21 protein-coding genes and 2 pseudogenes are annotated in these 22,711 nt (G+C 64.9%); 17 read left to right on the top strand and 6 right to left on the bottom strand.

The annotated features are described in order from the left end of the window. Positions 1-21: 21 nt before the first annotated feature. Entirely contained in the window at positions 22-945 is a 924-nt protein-coding gene (locus HU735_RS15560) for a FecR domain-containing protein (RefSeq protein ID WP_186714230.1), read from the bottom strand. Between the two features lie 200 nt (positions 946-1,145). Between HU735_RS15560 and HU735_RS15555 the strand changes: the two genes are divergently transcribed. Continuing rightward, complete coding sequence (locus HU735_RS15555) at positions 1,146-2,360, top strand: MFS transporter (RefSeq protein ID WP_186714219.1); 1,215 nt, start codon at positions 1,146-1,148, stop codon at positions 2,358-2,360. Positions 2,361-2,908: 548 nt separating this feature from the next. On the opposite strand, the pseudogene HU735_RS27120 reads toward HU735_RS15555, so the two are convergent. Continuing rightward, positions 2,909-3,133 (bottom strand): annotated as a pseudogene (locus tag HU735_RS27120) (RHS repeat-associated core domain-containing protein); the annotation flags it as partial. A 335-nt stretch (positions 3,134-3,468) separates the two neighbouring features. Here HU735_RS27120 and HU735_RS15545 point away from each other — a divergent pair. Together HU735_RS15545 and HU735_RS15540 are read left to right on the top strand one after the other, a co-directional pair. Continuing rightward, a complete protein-coding gene (locus tag HU735_RS15545; protein ID WP_186714217.1) occupies positions 3,469-3,612 on the top strand; it encodes a hypothetical protein in 144 nt (47 codons plus the stop codon). 125 nt (positions 3,613-3,737) lie between these two features. Next, positions 3,738-4,898 carry an MFS transporter gene (locus HU735_RS15540; protein WP_186714216.1) on the top strand — a complete coding sequence of 387 codons (1,161 nt, stop codon included), beginning with the start codon at positions 3,738-3,740 and terminating at the stop codon, positions 4,896-4,898. A gap of 158 nt (positions 4,899-5,056) precedes the next feature. On the opposite strand, the gene rpsT is transcribed toward HU735_RS15540, so the two are convergent. Next, positions 5,057-5,335: a 30S ribosomal protein S20 gene (rpsT, locus tag HU735_RS15535; protein ID WP_023533220.1), complete on the bottom strand. Its 279-nt coding sequence runs from the start codon at positions 5,333-5,335 to the stop codon at positions 5,057-5,059. A gap of 250 nt (positions 5,336-5,585) precedes the next feature. Here rpsT and murJ point away from each other — a divergent pair, with 250 nt between their 5' ends. The 6 genes from murJ (at position 5,586) to ispH (ending at position 12,918) form a co-directional block, all read left to right on the top strand. Next, entirely contained in the window at positions 5,586-7,124 is a 1,539-nt protein-coding gene (gene murJ / locus HU735_RS15530; RefSeq protein ID WP_186714215.1) for a murein biosynthesis integral membrane protein MurJ, read from the top strand. A gap of 118 nt (positions 7,125-7,242) precedes the next feature. Further along, a complete protein-coding gene (gene ribF, locus HU735_RS15525) occupies positions 7,243-8,193 on the top strand; it encodes a bifunctional riboflavin kinase/FAD synthetase (protein WP_186714214.1) in 951 nt (316 codons plus the stop codon). Beyond that, complete coding sequence (gene ileS, locus HU735_RS15520) at positions 8,190-11,021, top strand: isoleucine--tRNA ligase (protein WP_186714213.1); 2,832 nt, start codon at positions 8,190-8,192, stop codon at positions 11,019-11,021. Before ribF ends, ileS begins: the two co-directional genes overlap by 4 nt. Next, positions 11,014-11,529 carry a signal peptidase II gene (lspA, locus tag HU735_RS15515; protein ID WP_186662657.1) on the top strand — a complete coding sequence of 172 codons (516 nt, stop codon included), beginning with the start codon at positions 11,014-11,016 and terminating at the stop codon, positions 11,527-11,529. Before ileS ends, lspA begins: the two co-directional genes overlap by 8 nt. Further along, complete coding sequence (locus HU735_RS15510) at positions 11,522-11,959, top strand: peptidylprolyl isomerase (protein ID WP_023629753.1); 438 nt, start codon at positions 11,522-11,524, stop codon at positions 11,957-11,959. The genes lspA and HU735_RS15510 overlap by 8 nt, the downstream gene beginning before the upstream one ends. Positions 11,960-11,973: 14 nt before the next feature. After that, positions 11,974-12,918: a 4-hydroxy-3-methylbut-2-enyl diphosphate reductase gene (gene ispH / locus HU735_RS15505; RefSeq protein ID WP_028689902.1), complete on the top strand. Its 945-nt coding sequence runs from the start codon at positions 11,974-11,976 to the stop codon at positions 12,916-12,918. Position 12,919: 1 nt separating this feature from the next. On the opposite strand, the gene HU735_RS15500 is transcribed toward ispH, so the two are convergent. Then, complete coding sequence (locus HU735_RS15500) at positions 12,920-13,369, bottom strand: GspH/FimT family protein (protein ID WP_186714212.1); 450 nt, start codon at positions 13,367-13,369, stop codon at positions 12,920-12,922. 137 nt (positions 13,370-13,506) lie between these two features. On the opposite strand from HU735_RS15500, the pseudogene HU735_RS15495 reads away from it, so the two are divergent. From HU735_RS15495 to thiO, 5 genes and pseudogenes are all read left to right on the top strand, one after another. Further along, positions 13,507-13,644 (top strand): annotated as a pseudogene (locus HU735_RS15495) (pilus assembly protein PilV); the annotation flags it as partial. 218 nt (positions 13,645-13,862) lie between these two features. Then, positions 13,863-14,510: a pilus assembly protein PilW gene (locus HU735_RS15490; protein WP_186714211.1), complete on the top strand. Its 648-nt coding sequence runs from the start codon at positions 13,863-13,865 to the stop codon at positions 14,508-14,510. Then, positions 14,507-14,977 carry a hypothetical protein gene (locus HU735_RS15485; protein ID WP_186714210.1) on the top strand — a complete coding sequence of 157 codons (471 nt, stop codon included), beginning with the start codon at positions 14,507-14,509 and terminating at the stop codon, positions 14,975-14,977. The genes HU735_RS15490 and HU735_RS15485 overlap by 4 nt, the downstream gene beginning before the upstream one ends. Before the next feature lies 1 nt (position 14,978). Beyond that, complete coding sequence (locus HU735_RS15480) at positions 14,979-15,371, top strand: type IV pilin protein (RefSeq protein WP_186714209.1); 393 nt, start codon at positions 14,979-14,981, stop codon at positions 15,369-15,371. Between the two features lie 53 nt (positions 15,372-15,424). Next, positions 15,425-16,522: a glycine oxidase ThiO gene (gene thiO, locus HU735_RS15475; protein WP_186714208.1), complete on the top strand. Its 1,098-nt coding sequence runs from the start codon at positions 15,425-15,427 to the stop codon at positions 16,520-16,522. A 149-nt stretch (positions 16,523-16,671) separates the two neighbouring features. Here thiO and HU735_RS15470 read toward each other — a convergent pair whose 3' ends face one another. Both HU735_RS15470 and HU735_RS15465 read right to left on the bottom strand, forming a co-directional pair. After that, positions 16,672-16,902 (bottom strand): PP0621 family protein, encoded by a 231-nt coding sequence (locus HU735_RS15470; protein WP_028689896.1) that lies wholly within the window; start codon positions 16,900-16,902, stop codon positions 16,672-16,674. Between the two features lie 94 nt (positions 16,903-16,996). Beyond that, positions 16,997-18,016 carry an outer membrane protein assembly factor BamD gene (locus tag HU735_RS15465; RefSeq protein WP_050703667.1) on the bottom strand — a complete coding sequence of 340 codons (1,020 nt, stop codon included), beginning with the start codon at positions 18,014-18,016 and terminating at the stop codon, positions 16,997-16,999. A 149-nt stretch (positions 18,017-18,165) separates the two neighbouring features. Between HU735_RS15465 and rluD the strand changes: the two genes are divergently transcribed. The 3 genes from rluD to clpB all read left to right on the top strand — a co-directional run bounded on the left by rluD (position 18,166) and on the right by clpB (position 22,594). Beyond that, positions 18,166-19,128, top strand: a complete 963-nt coding sequence (rluD, locus tag HU735_RS15460; RefSeq protein ID WP_028689894.1) for a 23S rRNA pseudouridine(1911/1915/1917) synthase RluD — start codon at positions 18,166-18,168, stop codon at positions 19,126-19,128. After that, positions 19,125-19,865, top strand: coding sequence for a peptidoglycan editing factor PgeF (pgeF, locus tag HU735_RS15455; RefSeq protein WP_186714207.1), 741 nt, complete (start codon positions 19,125-19,127; stop codon positions 19,863-19,865). The genes rluD and pgeF overlap by 4 nt, the downstream gene beginning before the upstream one ends. Before the next feature lie 164 nt (positions 19,866-20,029). Then, positions 20,030-22,594, top strand: a complete 2,565-nt coding sequence (clpB, locus tag HU735_RS15450; RefSeq protein ID WP_186714206.1) for an ATP-dependent chaperone ClpB — start codon at positions 20,030-20,032, stop codon at positions 22,592-22,594. Positions 22,595-22,711: the final 117 nt, after the last annotated feature.

Below are 22,711 nucleotides of genomic sequence, written 5' to 3'. Positions count from 1 at the left end.
AACTTAGCCGGGAAGGGCGCTTCAGCGCACGATCAGCCAGTGGCCGAGCAGGTTGTGCAGGCGCAGTTGCTGGTCGGCGGCCAGGCGCTCGAGGCTCTGCGCCGGGTGGTCGAGGTCGAAATCGCCGCTGACGCGCTGGTAGGCCGCTTGCTCGTTCAGCAGCCAGACGCGCTGGCCACGGTAATCGGCCAGGCGCTCCAGTACCTCGCTCAACGGCAGGTTCCTGGCCTTCAATTGGCCGTTGCGCCAGGCATCGGCCAATTTGGCATCGATCTTCTCGACCGGATTGATGCGGCTTTCGCTGAACGTCACCCGTTCGCCGGCATTGACTAGGCGTTGGTCGCCGCCCTGCAACACCGCAGCCTTGCCGCCGAACACCACCAGTTCGTCGTAGTCGGCATGGCGGGCGATCTGCAGGCGGGTGCCGAACACCTGGATGCGGGTGTCGTCGACCTGCACCTCCATGGCCCGGCCATCGAGCATCACCTCCAGGTATACCTGCCCCTGCACCAGGTGCAGCTGGCGGGTGCGGCCACGCAGGTCGACATTCATCGCGCTGGCGCTGTCCAGGTGCAGTGTCGAGCCATCGGCCAGGCGCACGCTGCGGCGCTCGCCGCTGTCGGTGTGCAGTTCGCTGCCCAGGCGCTGCATCGACGGCCAGTAGAGCCAGGCCAGGGCGCCCACCAGCAGCAGGAATAGCAGCCCCAGGCACAGCCCTGCGCGACTGCGGCGGACCTTGGCGATGCGTGGTCGCGGGCGTGCCGCCGGCACCTGCAATTGCTGCCAGTAGGCTTCGAGCTGGGCATAGGCCCTTGCGTTGAGCGGGTCCTGGCACCAGCTGGCGAATGCCTGGCGCAGGGCCTCGTCGCAGCCGGGTTGGCGCAGGCGCGAGAACCAGTCCAAGGCTTCCTGCTCGGGGTCGGGCGTGGGCTGCAAGGCGGGCATCGGGCTCATGGGATCGGTCTGCTCGCAGGAGGAGGGCGGTTTTGCCCAGCGTTTACAGGGAAGAGGAGAAGGATGCTAATTATATTGAGAATTATTTACAAGTACGTGTCGGATGGAAGGCTCGGCAAAATAAAAAGGTAGCTTCGTATCTATTTGTTTCACGATAATCGGATCCCAACCCGCGGACGGACATCCAGCCCATGGCCATCAGCAGTACCACCACTTCCAGTGTCACCAGCCCGGCAAACCAGGCGACGCCGCTGGTGATGCGCATCATCGGTTTCTGCGCTCTGGCGCACCTGATCAACGACCTGATCCAGTCGGTGCTGCCGGCGATCTACCCGATGCTCAAGGCCAACTACAACCTGAGCTTCGCCCAGATCGGCCTGATCACCCTGACCTTCCAGATCACCGCCTCGCTGCTGCAGCCGTGGGTGGGCTTCTTCACCGACAAGCGGCCCACGCCGAACCTGCTGCCGCTGGGCACGGTATGCACCCTGGTGGGTATCGTGATGCTGGCTTTCGTCGGCAGCTTCCCGATGATCCTGCTGGCCTCGGCGCTGGTGGGCATCGGCTCGTCAACCTTCCACCCCGAGACCTCGCGCATCGCCCGCCTGGCTTCCGGTGGGCGTTTCGGCCTGGCGCAGTCGAGCTTCCAGGTCGGCGGCAACGCCGGCTCCGCCCTCGGCCCGCTGCTGGCGGCGGCGATCGTGATTCCCTTCGGCCAGACCCATGTCGCCTGGTTCGGCGTGGCCGGGTTGTTCTTCTTCGCCGTGACCCTGATGCTGCGCCGCTGGTACAAGGAGCACCTCAACCAGGCCACGGCGCGCAAGGCGGTGCAGGCCACCCACGGCATCTCGCGCCAGCGGGTGATCCTGGCGCTGGTGGTGCTGGGCTTGCTGGTGTTCTCCAAGTACTTCTATATGTCCAGCTTCACCAGCTACTTCACCTTCTACCTGATCGAGAAGTTCCAGCTGTCGGTGGCCAGTTCGCAGTTGCACCTGTTCCTGTTCCTCGGCGCGGTGGCCGCGGGCACCTTCTTTGGCGGGCCGATCGGTGACCGCATCGGGCGCAAGGCGGTGATCTGGTTCTCGATCCTCGGGGTGGCGCCATTCACCCTGGCGCTGCCGTATGCCGACCTGTTCTGGACCACCGTGCTCAGCGTGGTGATCGGCTTTGTCCTGGCGTCGGCGTTCTCGGCCATCGTGGTGTATGCCCAGGAACTGGTGCCGGGCAATGTCGGGATGATCGCCGGGATCTTCTTCGGCCTGATGTTCGGCTTCGGCGGCATCGGTGCTGCGCTGCTGGGGTATGTGGCTGATCTGCGTGGGATCGAGTATGTGTATGGGGTTTGCTCGTTCCTGCCGTTGTTTGGGTTGTTGGCGGTGTTTTTGCCGGCTACTGGGAAGCACTAAGAGAGTTGAGGAGAGCCGCGCTATGGTGCGCGGCTCTTGCTATCGGGTTTTCTGAGCGCTGTTTGTATACTGCTGAGTGTTCAACTTCCATTCACTGCTGCGAGTATTCCGTTATCGTTTTGCAGTGGTCTGTTGTTTCGTATCTGTGTCATCTGCGAATTGGTAGCACGTAGTCGGGCAAACCCTGAAGTCGAACGTTGGTTGGAAAGTGTTTGCCTTGTGTTGCGAGTAGCTACCAGCGATTCGACCTCTACAATCTTGTCGCTCCTGAATTCAAGAACTACTTCACCCGGCTTCGGCGTGGGGGAATAAGTAGGAGAGTCAAAGGTTGATGTAGGCAAACTTTTGGGGTCAGGCTCAGGGGCGGCACTTTAGGGGGGAGGAGATTTGAATCCTTCAAAGTAATGTGGCAAGCCTGCTGGTTGTGCGCTGTTGAAATCACTCTGTATGTTTTCATCTGGAGAAGAGAGTGTGGGGGCCGCCGTGTTGGCTATCGGTACCGGCGATGGATCGCGACCTCCGAGAAGGGTTCGGATACGGCGTATCATGTGACCATCGGGATCTGTCCGATTGACTGGGTCTGATTGGCAGTAAGCGTACGCATTGATTCCACCTGCGTTGAATGGGCTGGCGGTGTCCGGCGAACCAAACCTCATTAAGATGGGGTGAAATGCACGGTATCCATTGCCAAGCAGATAGATTCCGGCAGGCTCAATCCGTATTGAGTTGAATCCCAATAGTAGCTGTTGAGGATTCAACGGGGTGTAGCCGTATGCGCAATACGGGATTGCATTGTGATTTCCCCTGGCGTGTCGTAGCAGTACCGAGCCCTGCATGTCCGTGGCCAGTAGCGCTTTGCTTGCGAGTGGATTTTCCATGGGGCGCTCTATGGAGAGGCATGAACTGTGGCCAATTTTTAAGGGGATGGGGCTGCCTCGACAACTGGCAGAATTGCTAGTACATGCTTGCGACTCTAGACCACTGGTTCCTGGCAGCCTTGAATGCGGTGAGCGTCACTCAGGCCAAAATCAAGCTCAGTCAGCCAATTGACGGCCAAGGTTGTCCTGGCCTAGAGTGCCGCTTCCTCAATCCCTGCGTAGTCAATGCAATGCGCCGTACCGATGTCTTCCGCTCCGCTCGCCAGCCTGTCGCCCCGACAGCGCGCCGCGCGTGGCCGAGCGACACGGTGCTCAAGCGTCGACGCAGCGTGCTGTTCGCCTTCACCTTCTCGCCACACCTTGCCCTGAACTGATCCGCGCCCCTGCATCCCGCGCCTTTGCGGCGTGATCGCGGGCGCCTGCGTTCGAACATCTTTCAGCGGATTTTCCAGTCGGCCAGGGCCAGAGCCCCTGCGCGCCGGCTTGCAAGGAGTGGTACATGAACATGCGTTTGCTGGTGGGCCTGTTGTTCGCCGTGTCGGTGGTCGGTTTCAGCCTCGGGGCGAGCCTGCCACTGGTGTCGTTGCGCCTGCACGAGGCGGGGGCGGGGACACTGGAGATCGGCATCATCTCGGCGATCCCGGCGGCGGGCATGATGCTTTCGGCCTTCATGGTCGACGCCTGCTGCCGACACCTGACCCGGCGCGTCATCTACCTGCTCAGCTTCAGCTTGTGCACCCTGAGCATCGCCCTGCTGGAATGGGCCTTCGACTCGATGCTGTGGCTGGCGCTGCTGCGCCTGGGGCTCGGCATCGGCATGGGCATCGCGATCATCCTCGGCGAATCGTGGGTCAACGAGCTGTGCCCGGAGCACAACCGCGGCAAGATCATGGCCCTGTACGCCACCAGCTTCACCGGCTTTCAGGTGCTCGGCCCGGCACTGCTGGCGCTGCTCGGCGCCGACAGCCCATGGCTGACCGGCGTGGTCACCGTCTGCTACGGCCTGGCGCTGCTGTGCATCCTGTTCACCGTGCCCAACGACCATGTCGAGCATGGCGACGAAGGTGAGAAGAGCTTCGGCCTGGCCGGCTTCTTCCGTGTCGCCCCGGCCTTGTGCGTGGCGGTGCTGTTCTTCTCGTTCTTCGACGCGGTGGTGCTGTCATTGCTGCCGGTGTACGCCAGCAGCCACGGTTTTGCCGTGGGTGTGGCGGCGCTGATGGTCACGGTGGTATTCGCCGGCGACATGATCTTCCAGCTGCCGCTGGGCTGGCTGGCCGATCGGGTCGAGCGCACCGGGCTGCACCTGGTATGCGGGCTGGTGGCGATGAGCATCGGTATTGCCTTGCCCTGGCTGCTGCAGATGACCTGGCTGCTGTGGCCGCTGCTGGTGGTGCTCGGGGCGGTGGCCGGGGGCATCTATACCCTGGCGCTGGTGTTGATCGGGCAGCGCTTCAGGGGCCAGGACCTGGTGACCGCCAACGCCAGTGTCGGCCTGCTGTGGGGTGTCGGCAGCCTGGTCGGTCCGCTGGTCAGCGGCGCGGCAATGGATGTGGCGCCCCATGGCCTGCCCATGGCGCTGGCGCTGATGGCAGGGTTGTTCGTGTGTTTCGCCCGGCAGGCGTACCGTCGGGCAGGCAGGCTGCAGGCAGCGGTGGACTGAGCGGCAGGGCGGTCCGCTGGTTGGCAGGCGTGGTGCCGGTGGGCTTTGCCCGCGAAACAGGTGCCACGCCATGGGCCTTCTTTATATAGGCAATCCACACGTTATTGCAGGCATAAAAAAACCGACCCTAGGGTCGGTTTTTTCGACAAGAACGTCGCTTAGGCAGCTGCAGCTTCTTTCAGCGCCTTGATGTGGCCATTCAGACGGCCTTTGTGGCGAGCAGCTTTGTTCTTGTGGATGATACCCTTGTCGGCCATACGGTCGATTACAGGTACAGCCAGAACGTAAGCGGCTTGCGCTTTTTCGGCGTCTTTTGCGTCGATGGCTTTGACTACATTCTTGATGTAGGTGCGGACCATGGAACGCAGGCTGGCGTTGTGGCTGCGACGCTTCTCAGCCTGTTTTGCACGTTTCTTGGCGGAAGGTGAGTTGGCCACCGTCGAGCTCCTCGAAAGACTTTAGGTAAATAGCAAACAAAATAGGCCGCGAATCATGCCGATGAGTCGAACGGATGTCAAGGCCACCTGCAGGGTTCCGCCGAGTGGTGAGCCAACAGGAGGGAAATATTCCTTTCTGTCGCACGACCTGTAAACTCGGGAATTTTTGGCTCCCCTGCGAAGGCGCGGGAGTATCGCACATTCGGACGCTGTCTGGCAGCGCCCTCTGTCTCTGGCGTGAAACTTTTCGATGAACCTGCTCAAATCCTTGGCCGCGGTCAGCTCCATCACCATGATTTCCCGGGTGCTCGGCTTCGTGCGCGATACCATCCTGGCGCGGGTGTTCGGTGCCGGCATCGCCACCGACGCCTTCTTCATCGCCTTCAAACTGCCCAACCTGCTGCGGCGGATCTTCGCCGAGGGGGCCTTCTCCCAGGCCTTCGTGCCGATCCTGGCCGAGTACAAGACCCAGCAGGGCGAGGAGGCCACCCGTACCTTCATCGCCTATGTGAGCGGCCTGTTGACCCTGGTCCTGGCCCTGGTCACGGTGATCGGCATCCTCGCCGCGCCGTGGGTGGTCTGGGCCACCGCGCCGGGCTTCGTCGACAGTGCGGAGAAATACGAGCTGACCACCTCGCTGCTGCGGGTGACGTTTCCTTATATATTGCTGATCTCGCTGTCGTCGTTGGCCGGCGCGATCCTCAACACCTGGAACCGCTTCAGCGTGCCGGCGTTCACCCCCACGCTGCTCAATGTGGCGATGATCGCTTTCGCCGTGCTGCTGACGCCGTACTTCGACCCGCCAATCATGGCCCTGGGCTGGGGTGTGCTGGCCGGTGGCCTGGCGCAACTGCTGTACCAGCTGCCTGCGCTGAAAAAGATCGGCATGCTCGTGCTGCCTCGCCTGAGCCTGCGCGACACCGGCGTGTGGCGCGTGCTCAAGCAGATGCTGCCGGCCATCCTCGGGGTGTCGGTGAGCCAGATCTCGCTGATCATCAACACCATCTTCGCCTCGTTCCTGGTGGCAGGCTCGGTGTCGTGGATGTACTACGCCGACCGCCTGATGGAGCTGCCCTCCGGCGTGCTCGGCGTGGCCCTGGGCACCATCCTGCTGCCGACCCTGGCCAAGACCTATGCCAACAAGGACCGCGAGGAGTATTCGCGGATCCTCGACTGGGGCCTGCGCCTGTGCTTCCTGCTGGTGCTGCCCTGCACCCTGGCCCTGGCCATCCTCGCCGAGCCGCTGACCGTGGCGCTGTTCCAGTACGGCAAGTTCACCGCCTTCGACGCGGCCATGACCCAGCGCGCCCTGATTGCCTATTCGGTGGGCCTGCTGGCGATCATCCTGGTCAAGGTACTGGCACCTGGCTTCTATGCGCAGCAGAATATCCGCACGCCGGTGAAGATCGCGGTCTTCACCCTGGTCTGCACCCAATTGCTCAACCTGGTGCTGATCGGCCCGCTGGCCCATGCCGGGCTGGCCCTGGCCATCAGCCTGGGCGCGTGCCTGAACGCCGGCCTGCTGTACTGGAAGCTGCGCAGCCAGCAGCTGTTCCAACCGCAGCCGGGCTGGATGGCGTTCCTGCTCAAGCTGGTGCTGGCCGTGACCCTGATGTCGGGTGTGCTGCTGCTGGGCATGCACTACCTGCCGGCCTGGGAACAGGGCAACATGCTCGCGCGTTTTCTGCGCCTCGGCGGCCTGATCGCGGCGGGTGTGGTGGCCTACTTCGGCTGCCTGTTCCTGTGTGGTTTCCGCCCTCGGCATTTCGCCCGCAAGGCGTTGCATTGAGGCGCGAGAGGGGTCAGGCGTCGGTTTTTCGCATTCCACGCCCCATGGGGGCGCTGCTGCCTGTCACCAGCGCCCGGGTGTGGTTATAATCGGCCACTTTATGAGCAAGAAGCGCGTTATGCAGCTGGTTCGAGGTCTTCACAACCTGCGCCCCGAGCACCGGGGCTGTGTCGCCACCATTGGCAACTTCGACGGGGTCCACCGCGGCCACCAGGCGATCCTCGCACGCCTGCGCGAACGCGGTCAGGAACTGGGCCTGCCCACCTGCGTGGTGATCTTCGAGCCGCAGCCGCGCGAGTACTTCGCCCCGCAGAGCGCCCCGGCGCGCCTGGCCCGTCTGCGCGACAAGGTCGAGCTGCTGGCCGGCGAGGGCATCGACCGGGTGCTGTGCCTGTCGTTCAACCAGCGCCTGAGCCAGCTCAGCGCCGAGCAGTTCGTCAAGGCGGTGCTGGTCGACGGCCTGGGCGTGCGCCACCTCGAAGTGGGCGACGACTTCCGCTTCGGCTGCGACCGCGCCGGCGACTTCGTCTTCCTCACCGAAGCCGGCAAACGCCACGGCTTCAGCGTCGAGGCGGCCAATACCGTGATCCAGGACGGCCTGCGGGTCAGCAGCACCGAAGTGCGCAAGGCCCTGGCCGAAGGCAACTTCGAGCTGGCCGAGCACCTGCTGGGGCGTCCATACCGTATCACCGGGCGCGTGCTGCATGGCCAGAAGCTGGCCCGCCAGCTCGGCACCCCCACCGCCAACATCCAGCTCAAGCGTCGTCGCGTGCCGCTGTCCGGGGTCTACCTGGCCAGCATCGAGATCGACGGCAAGGCCTGGCCGGGTGTCGGCAATATCGGAGTGCGCCCCACCGTTGCCGGTGACGGGCGTCCTCACCTGGAGATTCATCTCCTGGACTACGCCGGCGACCTGTATGGCCGGCGCCTGACGGTGGAATTCCACCACAAGCTGCGTGAAGAGCAGCGTTTCGCCTCCCTGGAGGCGCTGAAGTCGGCGATCGACGCGGACATCGCCGCCGCACGTGCCCACTGGCACGCTCAACCGCTAACGAAGAGCCTGAAATGACCGACTACAAAGCCACGCTTAACCTTCCGGACACCGCCTTCCCCATGAAGGCCGGCCTGCCTCAGCGCGAACCGCAGATCCTGCAGCGCTGGGACAGTATTGGCCTGTACGGTAAGTTGCGCGAGATTGGCAAGGATCGTCCGAAGTTCGTCCTGCACGACGGCCCGCCCTATGCCAACGGCAAGATCCACATCGGTCATGCGCTGAACAAGATTCTCAAGGACATGATCGTCCGCTCCAAGACCCTGTCCGGCTTCGACGCCCCGTACGTGCCGGGCTGGGACTGCCACGGCCTGCCGATCGAACACAAGGTCGAGGTCACCCACGGCAAGCACCTGACCGCCGACCGCACCCGCGAACTGTGCCGTGAGTACGCCGCCGAGCAGATCGAAGGGCAGAAGACCGAGTTCATCCGCCTGGGCGTGCTGGGCGACTGGGACAACCCGTACAAGACCATGAACTTCGCCAACGAGGCCGGTGAAATCCGCGCCCTGGCCGAGATGGTCAAGCAAGGCTTCGTGTTCAAGGGCCTCAAGCCTGTGAACTGGTGCTTCGATTGCGGCTCGGCCCTGGCTGAAGCCGAAGTCGAGTACGCCGACAAGAAATCCCAGACCATCGACGTCGCCTTCCCGGTGGCCGATGCCGACAAGCTGGCCGCCGCCTTCGGCCTGGGCGCGCTGACCAAGCCCGCCGCCATCGTGATCTGGACCACCACCCCGTGGACCATCCCGGCCAACCAGGCGCTGAACATCCACCCGGACTTCAAGTACGCCCTGGTCGATACCGGCGAGCGCCTGCTGGTGCTGGCTGAAGAGCTGGTCGAGTCGTGCCTCAAGCGCTACAACCTGGAAGGCTCGATCATCGCCACCGCCCCGGGCTCGGCCCTGGAACTGATCAACTTCCGCCACCCGTTCTACGACCGCCTGTCGCCGATCTACCTGGCCGACTACGTCGAGCTGGGCGCCGGTACCGGCGTGGTGCACTCCTCGCCAGCCTACGGTGAAGACGACTTCGTCACCTGCAAGCGCTATGGCATGGTCAACGACGACATCCTCACCCCGGTGCAGAGCAACGGCGTGTACGTCGAGTCGCTGCCGTTCTTCGGCGGCCAGTTCATCTGGAAGGCCAACCCGGCCATCGTTGAAAAGCTCAGCGAAGTCGGTGCGCTGATGCACACCGAGACCATCAGCCACAGCTACATGCACTGCTGGCGCCACAAGACCCCGCTGATCTACCGCGCCACCGCGCAGTGGTTCGTCGGCATGGACAAGCAGCCGAGCACTGGCGAGCCGCTGCGCGAGCGCGCGCTCAAGGCCATCGAAGAGACCAAGTTCGTTCCGGCCTGGGGCCAGGCGCGCCTGCACTCGATGATCGCCAACCGCCCGGACTGGTGCATCTCGCGTCAGCGCAACTGGGGCGTGCCGATCCCGTTCTTCCTCGACAAGCAGACCGGCGAGCTGCACCCGCGTACCGTCGAGCTGATGGAAGAAGTCGCCAAGCGCGTCGAGCAGGAAGGCATCGAGGCCTGGTTCAAGCTGGACGCCGCCGAGCTGCTCGGTGACGAGGCCGGCCAGTACGACAAGATCACCGACACCCTCGACGTGTGGTTCGACTCCGGCACCACCCACTGGCACGTGCTGCGTGGCTCCCACGACATCGGCCACGCCACCGGCCCGCGCGCCGACCTGTACCTGGAAGGCTCCGACCAGCACCGCGGCTGGTTCCACTCCTCCTTGCTGACCGGTTGCGCCATCGACGGCCACGCGCCGTACCGCGAGCTGCTGACCCACGGCTTCACCGTGGACGAGAACGGCCGCAAGATGTCCAAGTCGCTGGGCAACACCATCGAGCCGCAAAAGGTCAACGACACCCTGGGCGCCGACATCCTGCGCCTGTGGGTCTCGGCCACCGACTACTCCGGCGAGATGGCGGTTTCCGAACAGATCCTGCAGCGCAGCGCCGATGCCTACCGGCGTATCCGCAACACCGCGCGCTTCCTGCTCTCCAACCTGTCCGGCTTCGACCCGGCCCGCGACCTGCTGCCGGCCGAAGACATGTTGGCCCTGGACCGTTGGGCGGTCGACCGCACCCTGTTGCTGCAGCGCGAGCTGGAAGAGCACTACAGCGAGTACCGTTTCTGGAACGTCTACTCGAAGATCCACAACTTCTGCGTGCAGGAGCTGGGTGGCTTCTACCTCGACATCATCAAGGACCGCCAGTACACCACCGGCGCCAACAGTGTCGCCCGCCGCTCGTGCCAGACCGCGCTGTACCACATCAGCGAGGCGCTGGTGCGCTGGATCGCGCCGATCCTGGCGTTCACCGCTGACGAGATCTGGCAGTACCTGCCGGGCGAGCGCAACGAGTCGGTGATGCTCAACACCTGGTACCAGGGCCTGGCCGAACTGCCGGCCGACGCCGAGCTGGACCGTGCCTACTGGGACCGCGTGATGGCTGTTAAAGCCGCGGTCAACAAGGAGCTGGAAAACCAGCGTACCGCCAAGGTCATCGGCGGCAACCTGCAGGCCGAAGTTACCCTGTTCGCCGAAGAGGGCCTGACCGCCGACCTGAACAAGCTCGGCGACGAACTGCGCTTCGTGCTGATCACCTCGGCCGCCAGCGTGGTGCCGTTCGTCCAGGCGCCGGCCGATGCCGTGACAACCGAAGTCGAAGGCCTCAAGCTGAAAGTGGTCAAGTCCGGCCATGCCAAGTGCGGCCGCTGCTGGCACTTCCGCGCCGATGTGGGCAGCCACCCGGAGCATCCGGAGATCTGCGCCCGTTGCGTCGACAACCTGAGCGGTTCGGGCGAGGTGCGCCACTATGCCTAATGCTCCTGCAGGGCGCTTCGGGCGCCTTGCCTGGCTCTGGCTGAGCCTGGTGGTCCTGGTCCTCGACCAGGCCACCAAGCTGTACTTCGACAGCGCGCTGACCATGTACCAGCAGATCGTGGTCATCCCCGACTACTTCAGCTGGACCCTGGCCTACAACACCGGCGCGGCGTTCAGCTTCCTGGCCGACAGCTCCGGCTGGCAGCGCTGGCTGTTCGCGCTGATCGCCGTGGTGGTCAGCGCAGTGCTGGTGGTCTGGCTCAAGCGCCTGGGGCGCAACGAGACCTGGCTGGCGGTGGCCCTGGCCCTGGTGCTGGGCGGCGCGCTGGGCAACCTGTACGACCGCGTCGTGCTGGGCCATGTGGTCGATTTCATCCTGGTGCACTGGCAGAACCGCTACTACTTCCCGGCCTTCAACCTGGCCGACAGCGCGATCACCGTGGGCGCGGTGATGCTGGCGCTGGACATGTTCAAGAGCAAGAAGTCCGAGGAAGCCGTCCATGACTGAGACCCGCATCGGCCAGAACACCGAAGTCACCCTGCACTTCGCGCTGCACCTGGAAAACGGCGACACCGTCGACAGCACCTTCGACAAGGCCCCGGCCACGTTCAAGGTCGGCGACGGCAACCTGCTGCCGGGCTTCGAGAACGCCCTGTTCGGCTTCAAGGCCGGTGACCAGCGCAAGCTGAGCATCGCCCCGGAGAACGCCTTCGGCCAACACAACCCGCAGAACGTGCAGGTGATGCCGCGCTCGCAGTTCGAAGGCATGGAGCTGTCCGAAGGGCTGCTGGTGATCTTCAACGACGCCGCCAACACCGAGCTTCCGGGCGTGGTCAAGGCGTTCGACGACAACCAGGTGACCATCGATTTCAACCATCCACTGGCTGGCAAGACCCTGAACTTCGAGGTGCAGATCCTCGACGTGAAGGCCGTGTGAGCCTGGAGCCGAGCATGCAAATCAAACTCGCCAACCCGCGCGGCTTCTGCGCGGGGGTCGACCGGGCGATCGAGATCGTCAACCGCGCCCTGGAAGTCTTCGGCCCGCCGATCTACGTGCGCCATGAAGTGGTGCACAACAAGTTCGTGGTCGAGGACCTGCGCAACCGTGGCGCGATCTTCGTCGAAGAGCTGGACCAGGTGCCGGACGACGTCATCGTCATCTTCAGTGCCCACGGCGTTTCCCAGGCCGTGCGCCAGGAAGCCGCCGGCCGTGGCCTGAAGGTGTTCGACGCCACCTGCCCGCTGGTGACCAAGGTGCATATCGAGGTGGCCAAGTACAGCCGCGACGGCCGTGAGACCATCCTCATCGGCCACGAGGGGCACCCGGAAGTCGAAGGCACCATGGGCCAGTACGACGCCAGCAATGGCGGTGCCATCTACCTCGTCGAGGACGAGGACGATGTCGCCAGGCTGCAGGTGCGCAACCCTGACCACCTGGCCTTCGTCACCCAGACCACCCTGTCGATGGATGACACCAGCCGGGTGATCGACGCCCTGCGCGAACGCTTCCCGAACATCGGCGGCCCGCGCAAGGACGACATCTGCTATGCCACCCAGAACCGCCAGGATGCCGTCAAGCAACTGGCCGACGAGTGCGACGTGGTATTGGTGGTCGGCAGCCCCAACAGCTCCAACTCCAACCGCCTGCGCGAGCTGGCCGAGCGCATGAGCACACCGGCCTACCTGATCGACGGCGCCGAGGACCTGCAACGCAGCTGGTTCGACGGGGCCGAGCGCATCGGCATCACCGCCGGGGCCTCGGCGCCCGAGGTGCTGGTGCGTGGCGTGATCGACCAGCTCAAGGCCTGGGGCGCGACCGGCGCCGAAGAGCTCGACGGGCGCGAGGAGAACATCACCTTCTCCATGCCCAAGGAGCTGCGGGTCCGCTCGATCTGAGTCAGTCCGGTGCACAGCGGCGGCCCTCGTCGCTGCGCAGGCTGACCCGGCCACTGGGGCTGAGCACCACCTGATGACGGCTGTCGAGGGTGGTGCGTGGGCAGATGTCCAGCGTGGTACCGACAAAACCCACCCCCAGCGGCGCCCCCCGGGCGCTGAACCTCACGACCCGGTCCGAGGTCGTGGCAATCCTCAGCGGCCTGTGCAGTCGATGCGTCTGCAACAGCTCGCCATCCTGTTCCAGCACGACCCGCCAGCCCTTGCCCCAATCCTCCTCCAGCGGCCTGACCAGCACGGCCTGGTGCCTTAGCGCCGCCTGATTACGGGCGCCGCGCAGGGCCTGTGCCAGCTCCCTGGCCACGGCACCGACGTAAAGCTCATCGCTGAACTTGCCGTAGGCCGATATGCCCTGGTGTGTCAGAAGGCTCAGCACGCCCAGTGCGAACATCATTTGTATCAGTGTTACGCCTTGTTGCCCCACGCTGCATTCCTCCCTGGAAGTGCTTCTCTGTAGCTTCCAGGACGCCCGGCAAGGGCGCCAGTCGGCCGGTTCGGGTTGCGGCCTAGGAAAGATCCCAGGAGGGGACTATGGGGGCGAGGGAAGGGGGCATGACACTGCTGGAGGTGCTGCTGGCCGTCACGGTGCTGACGCTGGGGCTGTTCGCATCGGCGGCCTTGCAGGTGCGAGGGCTGCAGGCCGTCGAGGGCGCTCGGCGGGAAACGCAGGTGTTGCAACTGGCTCAGGGCATGTTGGAGCGCGTGAGGGCCGCCGGGGCGCTTGAGGCGGGCGAGGAAGCGGCCTGGCAGTCGCGCCTGACCCAAGAGCTCGGTGGTGCGGCGCAAGGGCGCATGAACCTGGCCGCGGGCGTGCTGGTGCTGGACGTCGATTGGCGGGGCATGGGAGAGGGGCGGCAGTCGCTGAGCGTGCAGGGCAGGGTGCTGCCATGAGCCGTCGGCAGGTGGGTTTCGGCCTTGTCGAGGCGCTGCTGGCCCTGGCACTGGGCCTGATGCTGCTGGTGGCCGCCGGCCAGGTATTCGTCTCGGCGTATCAGGCCTTGCAACTCCAGGGCGCGGCGGCGCGCCTGCAGGATGACGCCCGCCTGGCCTTGCAGCGAATGGCCGAGGATATCCGCCAGGCGGGGATGTTCGGGTGTCTGCGCCTTGAAGCCGAGGACTTTGCCGATCCTGGCGCGGCCCAGGCCTTCGCGTCGCCCATAGAGGTCACCGGCGACAGTCTGACCCTGGTCGGCGCCGAGTTGCCCGGGTTGCTCGGCACCCCGGACTGGACCGTGCTCAGCGACTGCCGCAGTTGGGCGCGGGTGCAGCCCGGGCAGCACGTCGGGGACGGCGAGTTGCTGGCGCTGCCGGTGCGCCGGGTGACCTATCGGGTGCGCAATGGCAGTCTGATGCTCACCAGCAATGCGCAGCATGCCAGCCTCATCGACCAGGTGCGCGCGCTGGAGGTCAGCCGTGTCGAGGCGGGTGCGGGTGAGCGGCTGGATATTCGCCTGACCTTGTATGACCGGCAGCATGGCCTCGAGCAGCGCCATTCACTGAGCGTGGCCCTGCGCAACCCGGGAGCCGGGTCGTGACGGGGCAGCGTGGCGTTGTGCTGTTGCTGGCGTTGGTCCTGAGCCTGCTGTTCGGCCTGCTGGCAACCCTGGCCATGCGCGAGGCGCTTTTGCAGCAGCGCCAAGCAGGCGATCAGCTGGCCGGCGCGCGAGCCTTCGAGCAGGCTGAGGCTGCCTTGATCGAGGGCGCAGAACTGCTCGCAGGCAGCATCCCTGCCCGATGCCAGGCCTGTCCGCCACCCAGTCCACCTGATCCGCAGCCTTCTCCACCCTGGCTGGCGACCCGCAGTGGCTTCGTTTACCTGCAAACCCTGGGAGACAGCCTGCGTGTCGCGGGTCAGCCCGTCGGGGACAGGCTGACGCTGGTCCGGGTGACGGCGGTGGGCCTTCAAGCCCGCGGGCGGCAACTGCTGGAGGCGGTCTATGCCATCGATGATGACGGCGCGGTGAAGCATATCAGCTGGCGTCAGCGCTTGGGGGAGGGCTGAGATGCAGCGCGGCCTTGGTCTGATCGAATTATTGATTGTCGTGGCGCTGATCGGCATGCTGGCAGCCATTGCCTACCCCAGCTACAGCGACCAGTTGCGCCGCGCCGCACGAAGCGAAGCGCTCGGCCTGCTGCAGGACGCGGCATTGCGCCTGGAGCAGCACCGCGCACGCGTGGGCGGTTATGCCGACAACGAGCAGCTGACCACCGTGTTGCCCGCGGGCACACGCTACTACCGCCTGCAGGCCTGGCGCGACACTGACCGGTTCAGCCTGCGCGCCAGCCGTGTGCCCGATGCCTTCATGGCGGATGACCGCTGCGGCGACTTCCTGCTCGACCAGGCGGGCGTGCGCGATCACACGGGCGCGGGCGACGAGGTGTGCTGGGGAAGCTGAAGATCATGAGGTGCCCAGGCGCCGTGGAATTACTTCAGGTGTTGGATCGAACCATGAGCAAGCAAGTAGTGATTGTCGGCGGCGGTGTCATCGGCCTGCTGACCGCGTTCAACCTGGCGGCGGATGTCGACCGGGTGGTGGTGTGCGACCAGGGCGAGGTGGGTCGGGAGTCGTCCTGGGCCGGTGGCGGGATCGTTTCGCCGCTGTACCCTTGGCGCTACAGCCCGGCGGTGACCGCCCTGGCGCACTGGTCGCAGGATTTTTATCCACAGCTGGGCGAGCGCCTGTTCGCCAGCACCGGGGTCGACCCCGAGGTGCACACCACCGGGTTGTACTGGCTGGATCTGGAAGACGAAACCGAGGCCCTGGCCTGGGCCGCACGCGAGCAACGCCCGCTCAGTGCGGTGGATATCTCGGCGGCCTACGGCGCCGTGCCGGTGCTTGGCCCGGGTTACCGCCATGCCATCTACATGGCGGGCGTGGCCAACGTGCGCAACCCGCGCCTGGTGAAGTCGCTGAAGGCCGCGTTGCAGGCGCTGCCGAACGTGACCCTGCGCGAGCATTGCCAGATCAGCGGGTTCGTCCATGAAGGTGGTCGCGTTACCGGTGTGCAGACCGAGGACGGTGTGATCGCCGCTGACGATGTGGTGCTCAGCGCCGGAGCCTGGAGCGGTGACCTGCTGCAGACCCTCGGGCTGACGCTGCCGGTGGAGCCGGTGAAGGGTCAGATGATCCTGTTCAAGTGCGCCGAGGACTTCTTGCCGAGCATGGTCCTGGCCAAGGGGCGCTACGCGATCCCGCGCCGCGACGGGCATATCCTGGTGGGCAGCACGCTGGAGCATGCCGGCTACGACAAGACCCCGACCGGGGATGCGTTGGAGAGCCTGAAGGCCTCGGCGGTGGAATTGCTGCCGGCGCTGGCGGAGGCCGAGGTAGTGGGGCACTGGGCTGGCCTGCGTCCTGGCTCGCCCGAAGGCATACCGTATATCGGCGCGGTGCCGGGGTATGAAGGGTTATGGCTGAACTGCGGGCATTACCGCAACGGGCTGGTGTTGGCGCCGGCGTCGTGCCAGCTGTTTGGTGATTTGCTGCTGGGGCGCGAGCCGATTATCGATCCGGCGCCGTATGCGCCTGGGGGGCGTCTGGGCTGAGTTTGCGGTCCCACCCTGTAGGAGCGGCCTTGTGCCGCGAAAGGGCCGCAAAGCGGCCCCGGCGATCATCGCGTCAACGCTGAATCCTGGGGGCTGCTGCGCAGCCCTTTCGCGGCACAAGGCCGCTCCTACAGAGGGCGCGTAGGCTGTCAGCGTTGCTGGCCAGGCCCTTGCTCCAGATGCTGCTGGCTGCAGTACCACTCCTGGCCCCGCGACAACGCCCGGTCATTGGGCAGGTGCACGCCGCAATGGGCGCAGCGCACCATCTTCAGCGGATCCTGCAGGCGCGGCTCGGCAGGTGATTGCTGACTGGTCTTGAACTTGCGCCACAGCCAGAACGCGGCGGCGATCAGGGCGATCCAGAAGAGTAGGCGAACCATGGTGTCCAGCTTGTCGAGAAAAGAAGCCGACAGTCTAGGACGCAGGCATGAAAAAAGGGAGGCCTCGGGCCTCCCTTTCTTTGCGTGCGTGGTATCAGTCGAACAGACCGAAGGTCATGTAGCTGAACCAGGAACGGTCCTTCTCGGCTTCCTTCGGACCTTCCGGCAGGATCGGGTCGCCGTTCTCGTCCTTCGGCAGCAGCTCTTGCGGAATCTCGGAACGGGCGTCCTGGAACTGCTTGACCACGTCCTGGTTGGCGCGGGTCTCGCCCGGTGGCAGTGGCGCCTGGGTGTCGATCAGGCCCAGGGTGGCCTTGGACAGCCACGAGCGGTTGCCGTTTTCATCCACTTTGGCGACGAACTGGCCATCGACCAGGCTCGGGTGGTTCGGGTAGTTGAGCTTGAGGGTCTCGAGGCTGGTGGCCGCCAGCTCGTCCAGGTGCATGCGCTGGTACGACTCGACCATCACCGCCAGGCCATCGCCCACCGACGGGGTTTCCTGGAAGTTCTCCACCACGTAGCGGCCACGGTTGGCGGCGGCCACATAGGCCTCGCGGCTCAGGTAGTAGTTGGCCACGTGGATTTCGTAGGAGGCCAGCAGGTTGCGCAGGTAGATCATGCGCTGCTTGGCGTCCGGGGCGTAGCGGCTGTTGGGGAAGCGGCTGGTCAGCTGGGCGAACTCGTTGTACGAGTCGCGGGCGGCGCCTGGGTCACGCTTGGTCATGTCCAGCGGCAGGAAGCGCGCCAGCAGGCCACGGTCCTGGTCGAACGAGGTCAGGCCCTTGAGGTAGTAGGCGTAGTCGACGTTCGGGTGCTGCGGGTGCAGGCGGATGAAGCGCTCGGCGGCGGACTTGGCGGCCTCGGGCTCGGAGTTTTTATAGTTGGCGTAGATCAGCTCGAGCTGGGCCTGGTCGGCGTAGCGGCCGAACGGGTAGCGCGATTCCAGGGCCTTGAGCTTGTTCACGGCGCTGGTGTAGCTGGAGTTGTCCAGGTCGGCCTGCGCCTGCTGGTACAGCTCGGCCTCGCTGAGGTTCTCGTCAATGACTTCCTTGTTCGAGGAACAGGCAGCGGTGAGCCCGAGGATGGCGATCAGCAGCAGGTGTTTCACTTGCATGGCGGCTTGCGTCCCTTTGACGGCCGCTGTCTTGGGCGGTGCCGTCCTGTTATGATGAGCGCCCCCGGCCAAACCCCGGGGCAAAAGAAGCCGTATTTAACCACAAGCGCGCAGCCGAAACCAAAGGCTGAACGCCCGTCGATTCGAGCATGTCCGAGATCATTCAACTTAGCGCAGAGGTCCCGTCCGAACTGGGCGGCCAACGCCTCGACCAGGTCGCCGCCCAATTGTTCGCCGAGTACTCGCGTTCGCGCCTGTCCTCGTGGATCAAGGATGGCCGCCTGACCGTCGATGGCGCGGTGCTGCGACCGCGCGACACCGTCCACACCGGCTCCATCCTGGCCCTCGAAGCCGAGCAGGAGGCCCAGGGCGAATGGGTGGCTCAGGACATCGAGCTGGACATCGTCTACGAGGACGACCAGATCCTGGTGATCAACAAGCCCGCCGGGCTGGTGGTCCACCCGGCGGCCGGTCACCCCGACGGCACCTTGCTCAACGCCCTGCTGCACCATGTCCCGGACATCGTCAACGTGCCGCGCGCCGGCATCGTGCACCGCCTGGACAAGGACACCACTGGTCTGATGGTGGTGGCCAAGACCCTGCAGGCGCAGACCAACCTGGTCGACCAGCTGCAAAAGCGTTCGGTCAGCCGTATCTACGAGTGCATCGTGGTCGGCGTGGTGATCGCCGGCGGCAAGATCGACGCGCCGATCGGCCGTCACGGCGGCGAGCGCCAGCGCATGGCGGTGACCGAGGGCGGCAAACCGGCCGTCAGCCACTACCGCGTGCTCAAGCGCTTCCGTTCGCACACCCATGTGCGGGTCAAGCTGGAAACCGGGCGCACCCACCAGATCCGTGTGCACATGGCGCATGTCGGCTATCCGCTGGTCGGCGACCAGACCTACGGTGCACGCTTCCGCATCCCTCCGGCTGCCAGCGTGGCCATGGTCGAGGCGGTCAAGCACTTCCCGCGTCAGGCCCTGCACGCACGCTTCCTGGCGCTGGACCACCCGACCACGGGTGAGCGCATGGAATGGAAGTCGGAGTTGCCGGACGACTTCCAGTGGCTGCTGTCGCTGCTCGACCAAGACCGCGAGAGCTTCATCGGATGAGTGGCCTGACGCAGTCGCTGATCCTCCCCGACTGGCCGGCCCCGGCCTCGGTTCGCGCCTGTGTCACCACCCGCGAGGGCGGCGTCAGCCTGCCGCCCTACGAATCCTTCAATCTTGGCGACCATGTGGGCGATGCCCCGCAGGCGGTTGCCGAGAACCGTCGTCGCCTGAGCGACGAATTCGCTATCCAGCCGGCCTGGCTCAAGCAGGTGCATGGGCTGGTGGTGGCCGACGCCAATCCCGCAGTGGTTGCCGAAGCCGATGCCAGCTGGACCGACCAGCCGGGCATCGCCTGCACCGTGATGACCGCCGATTGCCTGCCAGCGCTGTTCTGCGACCGCGCCGGTACCCGAGTGGCAGCCGCCCATGCCGGCTGGCGCGGGCTGGCCGGTGGCGTGCTGGAGGCCACCCTCGACCGCCTGGCGCTGGCGTCTGAAGACGTGCTGGTGTGGCTGGGGCCTGCGATTGGGCCGCAGGCGTTCGAGGTGGGCATGGAAGTGCGCGATGCCTTCACCGCCGTGCATCCCGAGGCGGCTGACGCGTTTGTCGAGGGTGAGCGCCCGGGCAAGCTGATGGCCGATATCTATCAGCTGGCGCGGATCCGCCTGGCGGCGCGTGGCGTTACCGCCGTTTATGGTGGTGGCTTCTGCACGGTCAGTGATCCACGCTTCTTCTCCTATCGCCGTACCCCGCAGGGTGGGCGCTTTGCTTCGTTGGTCTGGTTGCAGCCGCGCTGACCTTACCCGGCCCACGTTGCCACACGTCACTGGTGCTGACCTCTGTCAACCCCGCTACGCTTGAATCTTCCAGAATCACCCTTATCTATTGGTCATCTCAGGCAGGTTCTTCATTACAGGTGCTGTCCATCGCTCCGCCTGCCCTTTAAAGGAAGGTATCCCCCATGCGAATAGACCGACTGACCAGCAAGCTGCAACTCGCGTTATCCGACTCCCAATCCCTGGCCGTGGGCATGGACCACCCGGCCATCGAGCCCCTGCACCTGCTGCAGGCACTGATCGACCAGCAGGGTGGCTCGATCAAGCCGCTGCTGATGCAGGTCGGCTTCGACATCAACAGCCTGCGCAAGGCGTTGACCAAGGAGCTCGACCAGCTGCCGAAAATCCAGAATCCGACCGGCGATGTGAACATGTCCCAGGACCTGGCGCGCCTGCTCAACCAGGCCGACCGCCTGGCCCAGCAGAAGGGCGACCAGTTCATCTCCAGCGAGCTGGTGCTGCTCGCCGCCATGGACGAGAACAGCAAGGTCGGCAAGCTGCTACTCGGCCAGGGCGTCAGCAAGAAGGCCCTGGAGAACGCCATCAACAACCTGCGCGGCGGCGCGGCGGTGAACGACGCCAATGCCGAGGAATCGCGCCAGGCCCTGGACAAGTACACCGTCGACCTGACCAAGCGCGCCGAGGAAGGCAAGCTCGACCCGGTGATCGGCCGTGACGACGAGATCCGCCGCACCATCCAGGTACTGCAACGCCGGACCAAGAACAACCCGGTGCTGATCGGCGAGCCCGGCGTGGGCAAGACCGCCATCGCCGAGGGCCTGGCCCAGCGCATCATCAACGGCGAGGTGCCCGACGGCCTGAAAGGCAAGCGCCTGCTGGCCCTGGACATGGGCGCGCTGATCGCCGGCGCCAAGTACCGCGGCGAGTTCGAAGAGCGCCTCAAAGGCTTGCTCAACGAACTGAGCAAGCAGGAAGGCCAGATCATCCTGTTCATCGACGAACTGCACACCATGGTCGGCGCCGGCAAGGGCGAGGGCGCCATGGACGCCGGCAACATGCTCAAGCCGGCCCTGGCCCGTGGCGAGCTGCATTGCGTCGGCGCCACCACGCTCAACGAATACCGCCAGTTCATCGAGAAGGACGCCGCCCTCGAGCGTCGTTTCCAGAAGGTACTGGTCGAAGAGCCGAGCGAGGAAGACACCATCGCCATCCTGCGCGGCCTGAAAGAACGCTATGAAGTGCACCACAAGGTGGCCATCACCGACGGCGCGATCATTGCCGCGGCCAAGCTCAGCCACCGCTACATCACCGACCGCCAGCTGCCGGACAAGGCCATCGACCTGATCGACGAAGCCGCCAGCCGCATCCGCATGGAGATCGACTCCAAGCCGGAAGTGCTCGACCGCCTCGACCGTCGCCTGATCCAGCTGAAGGTGGAATCCCAGGCACTGAAGAAAGAAGAGGACGAAGCGGCGAAGAAACGTCTGGAGAAGCTGACCGAGGAAATCGACCGCCTGGAGCGCGAGTACGCCGACCTCGAAGAGATCTGGGCCTCGGAAAAAGCCGAGGTGCAGGGTTCGGCGCAGATTCAGCAGAAGATCGAGCAGGCCCGCCAGGAGCTGGAAGCTGCTCGCCGCAAGGGCGACCTCAGCCGCATGGCCGAGCTGCAGTACGGGGTCATCCCGGACCTGGAGCGCAGCCTGCAGATGGTCGACCAGCACGGCAAGACCGACAACCAACTGTTGCGCAACAAGGTGACCGAGGAAGAAATCGCCGAAGTGGTGTCCAAGTGGACCGGCATCCCGGTGGCCAAGATGCTCGAAGGCGAGCGCGAGAAGCTTCTGAAGATGGAAAGCCTGCTGCATGAACGGGTGATCGGCCAGGACGAGGCGGTGACCGCCGTGGCCAACGCCGTGCGCCGTTCCCGTGCAGGCCTATCCGACCCGAACCGCCCCAGCGGCTCGTTCCTGTTCCTTGGGCCCACCGGCGTGGGCAAGACCGAGCTGTGCAAGGCGCTGGCCGAGTTCCTGTTCGACACCGAAGAGGCCATGGTGCGCATCGACATGTCCGAGTTCATGGAGAAACACTCCGTGGCTCGCCTGATCGGCGCCCCGCCAGGCTATGTGGGCTATGAAGAGGGCGGCTACCTGACCGAGGCCGTGCGCCGCAAGCCGTACTCGGTGGTGCTGCTCGACGAGGTGGAGAAGGCCCACCCGGATGTGTTCAACGTGCTGCTGCAGGTGCTGGAAGACGGCCGCCTGACCGACAGCCATGGCCGTACCGTGGACTTCCGCAACACGGTGATCGTGATGACCTCCAACCTGGGCTCGGCGCAGATCCAGGAACTGGCCGGTGATCGCGAGGCGCAGCGCGCGGCGGTGATGGACGCGGTGGGTTCGCACTTCCGTCCGGAGTTCATCAACCGCATCGACGAAGTGGTGGTGTTCGAGCCCCTGGGCCGCGAGCAGATCGCTGGCATCACCGAGATCCAGCTCGGCCGCCTGCGCGGTCGCCTGGCCGAGCGCGAGTTGAGCCTGAGCCTGAGCCCGGAGGCGTTGGACAAGCTGATCGCCGTCGGTTACGACCCGGTGTATGGCGCACGGCCGCTCAAGCGTGCGATCCAGCGCTGGATCGAGAACCCGCTGGCGCAGTTGATCCTGGCCGGCGAGTTCCTGCCGGGTGCGGCGATCACTGCGAAGGTGCAGGGCGAGGAAATCGTCTTCGCCTGATCACGTCGGTCATTGAAGAGCCCCGCGAAAGCGGGGCTTTTTTATGTTGGCTTTCCCGACGCCATCGCGGGGCAAGCCCGCTCCCACGCTGATCGGTGCCACCAGGTACCCTATGCG

Source organism: Pseudomonas sp. BW16M2 (assembly GCF_014268865.1).
Taxonomy (GTDB): domain Bacteria; phylum Pseudomonadota; class Gammaproteobacteria; order Pseudomonadales; family Pseudomonadaceae; genus Aquipseudomonas; species Aquipseudomonas peradeniyensis.
Note: the sequence above shows the minus strand (reverse complement) of the source record. Positions and strands in the feature narration are given on the sequence as shown.